Consider the following 13,488-nt stretch of genomic DNA (forward strand, 5'->3'; position numbering starts at 1 on the left):
AAAATCTATGTATTTTACTTATACCATTTTCAATAAATCTTCATGAGTTCGGGATGCTTTCTGGATTGCTTTGTCGGGGCTTCGCCCTCCGCGCAATGACGTCGTCATGGCGAGCCGACGAAGGTGGCGTGGCCATCCAGGAAACTCACTAATCATTTTTGAAAATGGCATTAGGAGATCCTCGGGTCAAGCCCGAGGATTGACAATGGGGTGTTTCCCTGAAAAATGATCGGGAAGAGGTACACACACCTATCCGACGAATTTTTGAAACACCCGTATCAACCGGGAAATAGCCCCCAAATCATTGCCCCCAGCCTGCGCCAAATCGGGACGCCCGCCGCCGCCTTTTCCACCCAGGGTTTCGGCGCCAATTCGGGCCAAATCAACGGCGCTGATACGATCGGTCAAATCATCCGTCACCCCAACGACCAGCGATACCTTGTCATCACACACGCTGGTGACGATCACAATTCCAGACTGAATTTCCTTTTTCAGGTCATCAACCACAGCCTTTAAATCACGCGCAGCCACACCCGTCAAATGCCGAATCGCCGCCCGATAAGCCCCAAGGGTCGTCACGGATTGTTCCGCCGCAGTCCCCGCCGGTTTTAACGCCAATGACCGCTTTAAATCCGCCACTTGTTTTTGCAAATCGGTCACTTGCTTTTTCGCATTATCGCGTTCCAGCAACAAAGAACCTTGGGTCTGATTTAGCAACTCAATGATGGCCGTTCCGGTGATCGCCTCTATCCGGCGCACGCCCGACGATACGCCATTTTCCGACACAACCATGTACAACCCAATGTCGCCCGTATTTTGGACATGGGTCCCACCACAAAGCTCCACCGAAAAATCACCCATACTCACAACGCGAACCTCGTCACCATATCGTTCCCCAAACAGGGCCATGGCTCCCTCGGCTACGGCCTGATCGGGTGTCATTAATCGTGTTTGCGCCGGCAACGCAGTGCGTATCGCGCCATTAACCAGATCCTGAACAGCCTTTAATTCGTCAGCAGTAACAGCCCTTGGATGCGTAAAATCGAAACGCAACCGGTCCGCTGACACAAGCGATCCTTTTTGGGCAACATGCTGTCCCAAAATCTGCCGCAATGCCGCATGCAGCAAATGCGTGGCCGAATGGTTGGCCGCAATTAATCGACGATTTTCAGAATCAACCCTCAACGTAACCGCATCCCCCAGATGTACCGAACCCGCCATAACATAGCCCACATGAACAAAAAGCGACCCGACCTTTTTTTGCGTGTTGCTAACCCTTACCATGGCACCAGAATCCGTTTCCAAAACCCCCTGATCGCCAGCTTGCCCCCCTGATTCCGCATAAAACGGAGTCTGATTGGTCACAATCATAACAGTCGCGCCAACGCCAGCCTCGTCCAAAATCGTTTGATCAGCCTGCCCCAGGATCGCCGTGATGACACCCTCGGCTTGCAACGTGGCATATCCTAAAAATTCAGTTGCCCCCAATTTTTCTTTCAGATCAAACCAAACCTTATCCTGCATCGCATCGCCGGACCCAACCCAACCAGATCGGGCCTGTGCTTTTTGTTGATTCATGCTGTCCTGAAACCCATCAACATCAACCAATCGCCCCTCGGCCTTTAAAACATCCTGGGTCAAATCAAGCGGGAAACCATACGTATCATACAACTTAAACGCGACCTCTCCCGAAAGCGGTGCCCCCTGCGGCAAACTGACCGTCGATTCATTCAGCAGCTTTAATCCACGATCCAGGGTTTGATGGAATTTTTCCTCTTCTTGCTTTAATGTTTGCTGGATCAAAGCCTGGGCCCGCAAAAGTTCAGGATAGGCATCGCCCATCAACCGAATCAGCGTAGGCACCAATTGCCAAAACAGCGGATCCCGCGCGCCCAACAAATGGGCATGACGCATACCGCGGCGCATAATACGACGCAACACATACCCCCGCCCATCGTTGGATGGTAAAACCCCATCGGCCATCAAAAAACAACTGGCCCGCAAATGATCCGCGATCACATTATATGAATGGCGGCTTTCCGGACGCGATTGCCCCGTTAAATCAACAATGGCCGCAATAATTTCCCGAAACAAATCCGTATCGTAATTGTTGTGAACCCCCTGCAATACCGCAGCGACACGTTCCAACCCCATGCCGGTATCAATTGACGGATTGGGCAACGACATACGCGATCCATCGGCTTGCTGATCAAACTGCATGAACACAAGGTTCCAAATCTCAACAAAACGATCCCCATCCTGGTCCGCCGATCCAGGAGGGCCCCCAGCAACGCCATCCCCATGGTCATAAAAAATTTCCGAACACGGACCGCACGGCCCCGTATCACCCATCGACCAAAAGTTATCGGACGTGGCAATACGAATAATACGGTCATCACTGAACCCGGCAATTTTCCGCCAAAGGGTTGCAGCCTCCGTATCATCTGCGTACACAGTCACAAGCAACCGCTTTGGATCCAAACATAGTTCCTTTGTGACCAGATCCCACGCATACGCAATGGCTTGTTCCTTGAAATAATCACCAAAAGAAAAATTACCCAGCATTTCAAAAAACGTATGATGCCGCGCAGTATAGCCAACATTATCCAAATCGTTGTGCTTCCCCCCCGCCCGAAGACATTTCTGGGATGTTACCGCGCGGTTATAGGGCCGCCTTTCTTTGCCCGTGAATACATCCTTGAACTGAACCATCCCCGCATTGGTAAATAGCAACGTTGGGTCATTCTGTGGCACCAATGGGCTGGAACTGACGTTTTCATGCCCATTCTTCACAAAAAAGTCGATAAACGTACGACGGATATCCGCCAGTGTTTGGTTCTGTTTGTTTGGCGTATTCATTGGGCTCCTCGATTGGTTGTCATCTACTTAATTGTGCGTATAATTTAGGCTCTATCCTTAAACCCCACATCACACAAAACCACGCCCCGTCATCACACAAGATATCCCCCGTCATCCCGTGGCTTGACCACGGGATCCACAACGGAATACATGGACCCTACGATCAAGTCGCGGGATGACGGGAGGGTGATCTTGCAGGGTTCAAGAACAGACCTTAGGCAAAAATCTTTTGTAAAGACTATCATATTCCATTTCAAGCGCATAGTTTTCAACCTCAGAAAATCGTTCGATTTTTGTTTCTGCAAATTTCCTTCGGTTTTTACCTGCCCCAAGAATGTGCCCACCACTTGTTTTGTCTTCCAGATGTATCTGAATACGGTTCTTCTTTTTATTTCCATGAGAGGTAAAGGAAAATGGATTCACGATAGCGCCACCCTCCCTGGCGTCAAATGCATAACGACTGCCATCAGCCAATGTAATAGTGATCGATAATTCTTCCTTGAGGTGTCTTCCGCCCTTGGTATTTTTTTGTCTTTGCAGTAATTGAGCAGGATGAACACGAAAACTTATATCTTGCTCACTATCGACGGTCACATCAATCTCAGCAGTGATGGGATTTTTTTGCTCATGTTTTTCATGTAATTTGCGTTTCTTATCCAGTTTGTTCATGTAATTCTGTCTATGTCGCCCCTTATAGTCATAATAGTCATCACTATAATCATCACGATACGCTTCCCATGAATTATCGCTACTATGCCCCGCACCAACAGAAACAACAAAAAATCCCGCTACTAAAAACAAAAAACCATAACTTGTACGCATATCCCACCATCCAAAAAAAATAATTAAATAAAAGGCTCTATAATAATGGAAACAAATAGCCATTCATCTGTCAAGGAATGCGGATAGCGATAATAAGAAAGTTTGTGGATATTTTCAGGAGCAGCCAGTCACCAACACCATGATTGCCATTCCTCCAGTTTCCTTAGCCCCAGATCAAGCTTGGCCATTGTTTCACTGTGATCAAGCGTCTGATCCGCCCCCCAAACTTTAAGGACATAAAGACAAAATACACCAAAAACAAACGGCTTGATTTCCCCCAACAAGCCACCCAAATCCGCATTGGCATTCATCAACACAGACCTGGACCATTTCAGTGCTTGTGGCTTTAGATCCACAACCCAGCACGGCGACAAAAGCAGCTCATCCAATACACGATTGATAGCAACCTTATGGGAAAGCGCCTGATCCAAATGATTCATCAGGGATTCAAATAAATAATCATGAACAGACAGATTATGCGCTGGTTGTGTCGCGGCTTTTTCTTCGATATCGTTCCATAGCAGCAAAAGAATGGATACGGGTGTCGGACAAAGCCCAAGCACATCCGTCAGGGGAATCCCCGACAGTTGCGACAAAGAATCGGCACTTAATCCGTTCAGCCCCCGTTGTTCCAAAAGATCCCACGCCGATGCGACAAGAAAGTTATGATCAAAATGCATCGCGCATCACCCCAACATTATGCCGAATCATTTTAATGTACGTGTCCGCATTACCGCCCGCCTCCGACAGGGAATCGGCATAAAGAATCCCCCGCACAGCCCGTCCTGTTTCCTGGGCAATTTGTTCCAATAATTTAGAATTGGCAAGATTTTCAACAAAGACTGCCTTAACATTTTTTGCGCGTATAAAATCGATAATCTGCGCAACGGTGGATGCTGATGCTTCTGCTTCTGTACTAATGCCAACGGGGGATAAGAACTGAATATCATATGCCTTTCCAAAATACCAAAATGCATCATGCGTGGTGACAACATATCGCATGGCAACCGGAATGGCGCGGAATTGTTCCCCAACCCAATGATGAAGCGAATCCAATTGCCGACTATACTCTTCTGCATTCTTTTTATACTGCGCTGATCGTGACGGATCATGCGCACACAGCGTCGCGGTGATTTCCTTGACATAAAGAATCGCGTTTCTCACATCATGCCAAGCATGGGGATCGCCTAAATCGGGCCGGGGCTTTATTTCCTTGGTCACATGACTAACGCGCGCCTTTGATTCAGCACACTGAATCATCCGGGTAATTCCCGGTTCAAAATTAAGCCCATTCAGTAAAATGATATCCGATTCAGCAATGGCCCTGGAATCGTTTGGTGTTGGTTGATAGGTATGCGGATCACATTTTGGCGGAACAATGGAAAAAATTGTAATCCCGGGCAATCCCTTAGTGATTTCCTGGGCAATATCTTTTAGAATAGAAAAGCTTACAACAATTTTTATGGGTTGGGATGCCTGTGGTTTTGCCGTAAAAAAACAAACCATAAAAAAAACAAAGAAAAATCGAATGCGTAACACGTCTAACTATCCCTATGAAATGCAAATATTTATCGAAGACACAGACAGCAGTGGGGTTGTTTATCATTCAAACTACCTCAAATACATGGAACGTGCACGAACAATGACACTGTACCATTTTGGGATTGATTTTTTCCAGCTCATGAAGGACGAGGGGATTACATTTTTCGTTAATGAAGTTTCCCTTTCTTATCACAACCCAGGTCTTTTGGGCGATAAATTAACCATATATTCTGAAATAACTGACGCAGTTGGGGCACGCCTCAAAATAAAACATTCGATTGTCAGGGATAGCACCGTCCTGGTAACTGCAACCGTAGGCGTAGTCAGCATTAGCCTGAAAAACAGAAAACCCGTTCGGATGCCGGCTGTTTTTGCAAAAGCCTTAACACAACAGGAGGTTTCCCCACATGATTAATGAGCCCTATGAGATCCGAGTTTTCCTCGAAGACACAGACGCCGGCGGAATTGTTTATTTTGCCAATTACATGAAATACATGGAACGTGCCCGAACGATGGTTCTGCATGACAAAGGGATTGACCATGCCCAGCTGATTGCAGAGCATAAAATCATGCTTGTGATGCGGAAATGTACCGTTGATTATTATGGCCCTGCCCGATTTGGTGACATCGTGTCTATCTATACAGAAATCACCGAAATAACAGGCGCACGACTTAAAATAAAACAATCTATTGTAATGGATGGCCAAGTTCTGGTAAAAGCAGATATAGTTTTAGCGTGCATTAATTTGACAGAACGAAAGCCCGTCCGGATTCCATCCGTCATTGTAAACTCTCTCCTATCGGAATAATAAGGTATTTATGGATCACTCAACTTTACAAGCTGCCGCAACACAACTTTCAGTCACAGGGCAAAATATTGTGGCCCCCGTTGTCCATGGGATGTCCATGTGGGACCTGTTCTGGGGGGCTAGCCCTGTCATTAAGCTGGTGATGATGGGATTGATCATTGCATCAATTTGGTCCTGGACAATTATTTTACACAAACTTTACAAGGTGCGGCAGCTCAATACAGCCGCCGATCAGTTCGAGGATGCATTTTGGTCAGGCGGCGCGCTGGATGATCTTTATGATCGGATTCAGGGCCGCCCCCAGGATCCCCTGTCAGCCGTTTTTTGCACAGCCATGAAAGAATGGCGTCGGTCCATTTCCAAGGGGATCATCCGCACAGCAGAACGCGGAACCCTTGAACAACGCATCGACCGCGTCATGCAGCTAACAGTCAGCCGTGAAATGGATTTACTGGAGCGCCATATGGGATTTTTGGCATCCCTTGGGACCAGCGGTGTTACTATTGGATTGTTCGGGACGGTCCTTGGTATTATTGATAGTTTTGAAGCCATTGCCGGACAGCACAGCGCGAGCCTCGCCGTTGTTGGTCCCGGCATGGCAGAAGCTTTGTTCGCAACAGCGATCGGCCTTGTCGCCAGTATTCCAGCAGCAATTGCGTATAACAAAATCTCAACAGACCTCAATCGGTATGCGAATCGATTGGATGCCTTCACAAGTGAATTTGGCAGCATTATATCACGACAACTAGAAGAGCACGCGTAAACACTGATGCAAATTAATCAAAATTCCGGCGGACGTGGGCGTCAGCGTCGCACATTTAAACCAAGCAGCGATATCAACATTACCCCGTTGGTGGATGTGATGTTGGTGTTGTTGGTGATTTTTATGGTAACGGCCCCCATAGTCATGGTGGGTGTTCCGGTGGACTTGCCAAAAACGCATGCCGCTCAAATGGATGATCAGGCAGATCCATTGATCGTTTCCGTCGATGCTACCGGGCGAACTTTTTTGCAGGAAACAGAATTACCCATTGATGAATTGGTTGGCAAATTGATTGCCGTTACGGGAAATAATCCGGATGCCAAAATTTATGTTCAGGGTGACAAAAAACTGGCATACGGACAGGTTATGGAAATTATGGGGGCGATTGCAGCTGGTGGATTTTCCAAAGTTTCATTGATTGCAGAAATGTCAACCAAGGCGATGCCGACCAAGAAAGTTTCACAAAAAGACACCGAGAGTAAATCTCTAAAAAGAAATTAGTACTTATATCCCATGAAAAATGCTGCTATTGCATCGTTGGTTTTCCATATCCTTCTTGTGACTTTATTTGCCATAGGGATGAAAAATCCATTTGAAAAAACAATCACGGATCAACACCCATTATTAATTGAGTTCGTTCAAATAGGCGAAAAATCAGCGGCGCCAAAATTATCCCCCGCCAACAAAGAACTAAAAGAGCCGACAAAAAAAGAGCCGGAACCAGAACCAAAAAAGCCTGAAACACCTACCGAGCAGACAGAGGAAGTCTTGCCAAAAAAGCCAGAACCACTGCAAGAAAAACCAGCTGAAAAGGTCGAACCGGTCAAAGAACCGGAACCCGAACCAAAACCAGAACCCGCGCCAATTCCGAAAAAGGAACCAGAAAAGAAACCCGAAAAGAAACCAGAGCCACCGAAGAAGCCCGACAAGAAACCCGATCCAAAAGATGACAAAAAAGCGGATCCAAAGAAAAAAGACAAGCCCAAAAAGACTGAAAAAGCAGCAAATGACAAGGCGCAAATCAATTTAAAAAAGGACAAGAAACCAGCCAATGCACTGGATGATTTATTGAAAAAAGTCAGCAACGATTCGGATTCCTCTGCCGATCATGGGGCGCCCGCAGAAACTGTTGGGCCTGTTGTGACCGCAACGGAAATTGATGCGATTCGCCAAAAAATCCGCAAATGTTGGATTGTGCCAGCCGGGGTCAAAGGAGCCAAGGACATGGTCGTTGATATCCGCATGGAAATTGCAAAGGATGGCACCGTCACAAAAGCAGATATTGTCGATAAAGCACGCGCAAACCAGGATACAGCATTCAGGACCGCCGCCGAAAATGCGCAACGCGCCGTTCTTGATCCAAACTGCAACCCGTTACCGCTGTCAAAAGAAAAATACGAACAATGGAAAGATCTAGAATTAAGCTTTAATCCAAAAAACATGTTTTAACTTAAAAATTATTGCCACAACTTTAAATATTGATTAGTATAGTCATGGCGAGCCGACGAAGGCGGCGTGGCCATCCAGGGAATAAAATGTACACAAAGAATCCTGCAGTATACATTATGACAAACAAAAAGAATGGCACATTATATACAGGAGTTACGTCGAATTTAATCCAACGTATATATCAACACAAGACAGGAATAATTGATGGATTCACGAAAAAATATGGATGTCATCTCTGCGTTTACTACGAAGCATCAGACACTATGGAGCAAGCTATTTTAAGAGAAAAACAAATTCAAGCAGGCCCCAGAGCAAAGAAAATTGCACTAATAGAAACATTGAACCCCGGGTGGGATGATTTGTACGAGACGCTCTCCCCCTGACTGGATGGCCACGCCGCCTTCGTCGGCTCGCCATGACGCCGCCTTCGTCGGCTCGCCATGACGTCGGATTTTTCCTGTCAAATTAGTGTATTTTAGTCATGGCGAGCCGACGAAGGCGGCGTGGCCATCCAATATTTAAAAAAACATTGCCGAGAAGGACATTTAATAAATGAGAAAAATTACCCTCGTCACCCTGTGCCTTATCATCACCCTGTGCGCAACCACCTGTCACGCGCTGAAAATCGAAATCACAAAAGGCGAAGTCAGACCCGACCCCATTGCCATTACGGACTTTCATGCGGAGGATTCCAGCCTGCAAAGCGAGGGGAAAAGCATTGCCGACGTGGTTGGATCGGACCTCGAAGGATCGGGTTTATTCGCCCTGCTTTCCAAGGTATCCTATATCCAAAAAGATGAATCCGTCATCAAGGATGGCCCCCGATTCGCGGACTGGCGCGTTATTAGTGCACGTTTTTTGGTGGCGGGATCGATCAAAAGCGACGGCGGTAATAAAATCACCATAGAATTTCGCCTGTACGACGTGATCAAGGGTGAAAAATTACTAGCCTTGGCCGTCAGCGGTGAACAAAGCAAATGGCGAAAAATTGCCCACAAAGTGGCTGACGAAATCTATACCCGCGTTACCAATGAAGCCGGTTATTTTTGCACACAGATCGCCTTTGCAAAACTCCTCAACCCCAAAAGCAAAGAACGCCGCAAACAAATCATGCGCGTTGACCAGGATGGCGATGGCATGGAATCGCTGACAGATGGAAAATATTTGGTGCTAACACCACGGTATTCCGCCGATGGAAAAAAGATCGTTTACCTGGCCTATGTCGATGGCAAAGCCCATGTTTATATGCTGGATTTGGCATCACGCCACAGCACGCTGGTCAATGATTTTGGTCAAATGGGATTCGGGATGAGCTTTGCCCCACGCTTTTCAGCCGACAGCACCGAAGTCGTCATGAGCCTGGTCAAAAAGGGGAGCAGTGCCATTTACGCACAAAACCTGCAAACCAAAAAATTAACGCGCCTGACGGACCATGTTTCAATCGATACATCCCCTTGTTTTTCGCCAGATGGCCAACAAATCGTCTTTACATCTGATCGTGGCGGAAAAGAACAGCTTTACGTGATGAATCATCAGGGGCAAAACGTCCGTCGCATCAGTTATGGGGATGGGAAATATTCCCAACCTGTTTGGTCACCCCGCGGAGACTGGATCGCCTTTACAAAACAAGTTGCCGGTCAATTCTATATTGGCGTGATCAAACCCGATGGAACAGATGAACGCCTGATCGCCCAAGGCTATTTGGTCGAAGGGGCAGACTGGGCACCAAACGGTCGCTATTTAATCTTTACAAAGGAACAAGGGGCCGGCAGAAGCCAGGTTTACATGATGGATCTAACGGGGCGCCATCAACGCGCCATTACGCCACCAGACACACACGCGTCGGATTGCTCGTGGTCCCCATCCATAAAGTAAGGAAGTTTTTCCAATCATGATGTCTTTTGCCTTTCCGAATATTGACCCTGTCCTGCTTCACATGGGCCCGCTCAAGGTTCATTGGTACGGCGTTGCCTATGTCGTTGGGATTGTTCTGGGATGGAAATACGCAGCACATCTGATTAAGAATTATTTACCCAGCCTCGATGTCAAAACCTTTGACACCTTCATCACCTGGATCATCATCGGAATTGTCGTTGGCGGGCGTCTGGGACATGTCATTTTTTACGACTTACCGTACTATATCCACCACCCCCTGGAGATACTCATGACCTGGCGCGGTGGGATGTCATTTCATGGCGGATTGCTGGGAGTCATGACGGCAACAGTATTTTACTGCGCCAAACATCGCGTCCCGCCGTTACAGTTTACCGACATCGTGTGCGCTGCAGCCCCCATCGGGATTGGATTCGGCCGGGTCGCCAATTTTATTAACGGCGAACTTTATGGAACCATCACAACTGTTCCCTGGGCCGTTGAATTCCCCCAAGGTGGCCACATCCCCCGTCATCCAACCCAACTGTACGAGGCCGCTCTAGAAGGGTTTTTATTATGGATTTTGTTATTTTGCCTGTGCCGATGGACGAATTTATTGCAAAAACCCGGACGCATCAGTGGATTATTTTTACTGGGATACGGCATCGTCCGATTTTTGGTTGAATACGTGAAAGAACCAGACGGAATCCATTCTGTTGGCATGATCCTGCTGACAACGGGGCAACTTTTGTCCATCCCCCTGGTCATCGGTGGGCTTTTTTTAGTCAGTCGCAAAACGGATTAACCCGAGCTTGACGTAAGAGCAGGAGCCTCTATCAAAAGCCTTATTGGGCCTGATGTCTTGGAATCTGAGTTGCTTTGTCGGGCTTTGCCCTGCACGCCGCGACGTCAATTGCAAGGAGCCGTAGCGACGCAGCAACCCAGGATTGTCCTGGGTAATTTGGGCATTTCCGGTCTTTCTTACGTCGGACTCATGCCATTTTCATAAATTATTATGAGTTTCCTGGATGACCACGCCGCCTTCGTCGGCTCGCCATGACGACGTCATTGCGCGGAGGGCGCAGCCCGACAAAGCAATCCAGAAATCACTTCAAACTCATGAAGATTTATTGACAATGGTATCAGGTTATCTATTATTTGCTAATTTGTCGCCCAAAGAACACCCCCATCATCCCGTGGTCAAGTCGCGGGACGACGGGGGTGGGTGTTGTCTGATGTGAATTTCATACTAACCAAATGCCATTGTTCTTGTTTGGCCCCCTAATAAACGCGAGGGCCTGAGGCTTCGTTACCCCACAAAAAATACTTCTTGGATAAGCGAAACTTTTAGGCCTATATGTAAGAAGACCCATTAATCGAAACAGCCGCTGTTGCAGCTTTAGTTGGATCATATGCATATGCCGGAAGTTTGAGGCTTTCATCAATACCAACAGCTAAAGCAATATCATCAGCATCATTACTGTAGAACGCAGATCCAGATGTGGTTGTTGTGGTAGAAGAACATGATGAATCATTAGAACTGCATGGTGTCGGCAATGCAAATGATGACGTCTTAATTGGAATATAGGTATCTTTATATTCTGACTTCAGAATATGTGGCCCCTTTCCATCATATTCTTCTTTAAAATATTCTGGTAGAAAAGTTAGAAATCCAATCGCCTCACCAAGTTTGACGTTTTTTTTCTCATAATGAGATGTTTTCATAATACCATCCATGATTCCTCCCTTGCTGCATGCATACCAATTCTTCAAGAATTCTTCTGCACATCTCGATGGGTGCACGTACTCAATTTTCCCATCTGCGTTGTATTTTATGACGGCATTTTCTTGATCGAAAATTACGGGCTTATTACCGTTAAATTTTAATTGTACTTGGTTTCCATTTCTTTCATATACATCAAGATAGCACAATTCAATTGTATATTTCCCATCTTCCTTGATGCGCACCATAATTTTGTTGTCAGAATCAAACCAATCATGCTGCTTGTTTATTTTTTTATATGGTTTTTTGTATTCGGATGTACCAATAAATCCTAGCTGCACCAATATTCGTGCCATATTGTCTGCAGTATCAGAACCATCATATTGCGTTGTTTGATTAAGTGCGGATTTGACATACGATAATCTTGACATCATCGCATTAATCTTGATGGTTTGAACATCCTCCAGAATATCAATCTGAACTTTAGGAGAATCACCCTGAATGCCAATCTGAACCTTTACCGCCACTGCATCAAGCAGTCCCATTTCCCTTAACCGATCCACAGCAACGTGCCAACATTGTATCCGTTGTTTTATTCGCTCAGCATTAATCTCCAAGCCAAATTCCTGACGAATTTTCCCAATCCCATCATCTAAACCCAAAGGTATTGCACCGAGTTCTTTAAAAATTCTGTCAATTTCATTAATACGATTTAACAAATCAGCAAGCAAGCCCCGCACGTCATTATTGATATATTGGCAATATCTGTCCAATTCTGCATTCCCTTGGCGGAACAATAATTCAACACGATCGCCACTACTAAGTTTACCCTCATAAAGGTCATCCCTTAAGGCCAAATCGAAAAGTTTTTTTGCAGCATTATAATTATAATGATGATTGCTGAGCAAATATTGATGTATGTAATCAATCATTAATAATGGTGCCTTAGTGCGGATTTTTTTTCGATCCATCGCCAGGGTATGTCTAAATTCATACAAAAAATCACCAACAGACATATTTGCGGTGTCTGTTTTTAGCGCCAATTCCTCTATTGCGTCTGCACGGTTTTTTTGCCAAGTCTCGCAAAAATATGTGCTAAATTTGCTACCTGCAATAGTCCACAGACCAATCTCAGAACTATCCAGGGACCTCCCCAATTTGGTTTTTACATCAGTTATCTGAAGTGTCGCATTGCCAGTAATACGTTGTTTTTTCTCTTCCTCTTCAATTCTTTTTATCAATAACCCTGCATGTTGTGCGCACGTCTTTAATCCATCCAATGTTTTTCCAATAGACTCTATATCAGAATCCGACGCGTTCGATACAAAATCCGGTATATCAAGCCCAATCTGTTTTATTTGCGCTTCAAACTCCGGCTTCCCTATACCCACCACTATTTTTGCAGCCGCATGCAATGCTTTGTTCTCACAATCTTGCTGCAAAACAGGCACATTGCCAAAAGAAGGATTCTTGCAAGTTTCTAATGGCTGCGCCGCACACAAAAGCCTGGCGCCAAAAATTGTGATCAGCATAGAGAAGAATTTCAAAAATTTCACTTAAACGTTCCTTATGTTCGATTTTTATATATGAAGAAAAATAAGTCTTTAATATTTGTGCGTTTATTATACACAGTAGGAAAATATCACACA

The 13,488-nt window shown here is 46.0% G+C and carries 13 protein-coding genes; 8 read left to right on the top strand and 5 right to left on the bottom strand.

Annotated elements, in window-relative coordinates; all coding sequences use genetic code 11:
• Positions 1 to 249: 249 nt before the first annotated feature.
• From alaS to NTX76_03185, 4 genes are all read right to left on the bottom strand, one after another.
• On the bottom strand, positions 250 to 2,859 hold the full coding sequence (gene alaS, locus NTX76_03170) for an alanine--tRNA ligase (protein ID MCX7338269.1): 2,610 nt from the start codon (positions 2,857 to 2,859) through the stop codon (positions 250 to 252).
• Between the two features lie 201 nt (positions 2,860 to 3,060).
• Positions 3,061 to 3,681: a hypothetical protein gene (locus NTX76_03175; protein MCX7338270.1), complete on the bottom strand. Its 621-nt coding sequence runs from the start codon at positions 3,679 to 3,681 to the stop codon at positions 3,061 to 3,063.
• Positions 3,682 to 3,809: 128 nt separating this feature from the next.
• Positions 3,810 to 4,361 (bottom strand): hypothetical protein, encoded by a 552-nt coding sequence (locus tag NTX76_03180; protein MCX7338271.1) that lies wholly within the window; start codon positions 4,359 to 4,361, stop codon positions 3,810 to 3,812.
• A complete protein-coding gene (locus NTX76_03185; protein MCX7338272.1) occupies positions 4,351 to 5,220 on the bottom strand; it encodes a zinc ABC transporter substrate-binding protein in 870 nt (289 codons plus the stop codon). Before NTX76_03185 ends, NTX76_03180 begins: the two co-directional genes overlap by 11 nt.
• Here NTX76_03185 and NTX76_03190 point away from each other — a divergent pair.
• The 8 genes from NTX76_03190 (at position 5,210) to lgt (ending at position 10,921) form a co-directional block, all read left to right on the top strand.
• Positions 5,210 to 5,638, top strand: a complete 429-nt coding sequence (locus NTX76_03190; GenBank protein MCX7338273.1) for a YbgC/FadM family acyl-CoA thioesterase — start codon at positions 5,210 to 5,212, stop codon at positions 5,636 to 5,638. The two genes, NTX76_03185 and NTX76_03190, sit on opposite strands and share 11 nt — an antisense overlap.
• On the top strand, positions 5,631 to 6,032 hold the full coding sequence (locus NTX76_03195; protein ID MCX7338274.1) for a YbgC/FadM family acyl-CoA thioesterase: 402 nt from the start codon (positions 5,631 to 5,633) through the stop codon (positions 6,030 to 6,032). Before NTX76_03190 ends, NTX76_03195 begins: the two co-directional genes overlap by 8 nt.
• A 10-nt stretch (positions 6,033 to 6,042) precedes the next feature.
• Positions 6,043 to 6,795 (top strand): protein TolQ, encoded by a 753-nt coding sequence (tolQ, locus tag NTX76_03200; protein MCX7338275.1) that lies wholly within the window; start codon positions 6,043 to 6,045, stop codon positions 6,793 to 6,795.
• 6 nt (positions 6,796 to 6,801) lie between these two features.
• Complete coding sequence (locus NTX76_03205; protein ID MCX7338276.1) at positions 6,802 to 7,296, top strand: biopolymer transporter ExbD; 495 nt, start codon at positions 6,802 to 6,804, stop codon at positions 7,294 to 7,296.
• Positions 7,297 to 7,308: 12 nt separating this feature from the next.
• Positions 7,309 to 8,244, top strand: a complete 936-nt coding sequence (locus NTX76_03210; GenBank protein MCX7338277.1) for a hypothetical protein — start codon at positions 7,309 to 7,311, stop codon at positions 8,242 to 8,244.
• Positions 8,245 to 8,330: 86 nt separating this feature from the next.
• Positions 8,331 to 8,627, top strand: coding sequence for a GIY-YIG nuclease family protein (locus NTX76_03215; GenBank protein ID MCX7338278.1), 297 nt, complete (start codon positions 8,331 to 8,333; stop codon positions 8,625 to 8,627).
• A 169-nt stretch (positions 8,628 to 8,796) separates the two neighbouring features.
• Positions 8,797 to 10,119 carry a Tol-Pal system beta propeller repeat protein TolB gene (gene tolB, locus NTX76_03220; GenBank protein ID MCX7338279.1) on the top strand — a complete coding sequence of 441 codons (1,323 nt, stop codon included), beginning with the start codon at positions 8,797 to 8,799 and terminating at the stop codon, positions 10,117 to 10,119.
• 16 nt (positions 10,120 to 10,135) lie between these two features.
• Positions 10,136 to 10,921 carry a prolipoprotein diacylglyceryl transferase gene (lgt, locus tag NTX76_03225; protein ID MCX7338280.1) on the top strand — a complete coding sequence of 262 codons (786 nt, stop codon included), beginning with the start codon at positions 10,136 to 10,138 and terminating at the stop codon, positions 10,919 to 10,921.
• A 548-nt stretch (positions 10,922 to 11,469) separates the two neighbouring features.
• Here the strand turns inward: lgt and NTX76_03230 are convergent.
• The gene (locus NTX76_03230; GenBank protein MCX7338281.1) at positions 11,470 to 13,395 is read right to left on the bottom strand and encodes a hypothetical protein; all 1,926 of its coding nucleotides are present in this window, start codon (positions 13,393 to 13,395) and stop codon (positions 11,470 to 11,472) included.
• Between the last annotated feature and the right edge of the window lie 93 nt (positions 13,396 to 13,488).

It is taken from the genome of Alphaproteobacteria bacterium (assembly GCA_026400645.1).
Taxonomy (GTDB): Bacteria; Pseudomonadota; Alphaproteobacteria; order Paracaedibacterales; family CAIULA01; genus JAPLOP01.

Coding starts and splice junctions, on each gene's coding strand:
- NTX76_03190 (MCX7338273.1), top strand. CDS start 5,210: ATGCGTAACACGTCTAACTATCCCTATGAAATGCAAATATTTATCGAA.
- tolB (MCX7338279.1), top strand. CDS start 8,797: ATGAGAAAAATTACCCTCGTCACCCTGTGCCTTATCATCACCCTGTGC.
- lgt (MCX7338280.1), top strand. CDS start 10,136: ATGATGTCTTTTGCCTTTCCGAATATTGACCCTGTCCTGCTTCACATG.
- NTX76_03195 (MCX7338274.1), top strand. CDS start 5,631: ATGATTAATGAGCCCTATGAGATCCGAGTTTTCCTCGAAGACACAGAC.
- NTX76_03180 (MCX7338271.1), bottom strand. CDS start 4,361: ATGCATTTTGATCATAACTTTCTTGTCGCATCGGCGTGGGATCTTTTG.
- tolQ (MCX7338275.1), top strand. CDS start 6,043: ATGGATCACTCAACTTTACAAGCTGCCGCAACACAACTTTCAGTCACA.
- alaS (MCX7338269.1), bottom strand. CDS start 2,859: ATGAATACGCCAAACAAACAGAACCAAACACTGGCGGATATCCGTCGT.
- NTX76_03205 (MCX7338276.1), top strand. CDS start 6,802: ATGCAAATTAATCAAAATTCCGGCGGACGTGGGCGTCAGCGTCGCACA.
- NTX76_03210 (MCX7338277.1), top strand. CDS start 7,309: ATGAAAAATGCTGCTATTGCATCGTTGGTTTTCCATATCCTTCTTGTG.
- NTX76_03175 (MCX7338270.1), bottom strand. CDS start 3,681: ATGCGTACAAGTTATGGTTTTTTGTTTTTAGTAGCGGGATTTTTTGTT.
- NTX76_03215 (MCX7338278.1), top strand. CDS start 8,331: ATGTACACAAAGAATCCTGCAGTATACATTATGACAAACAAAAAGAAT.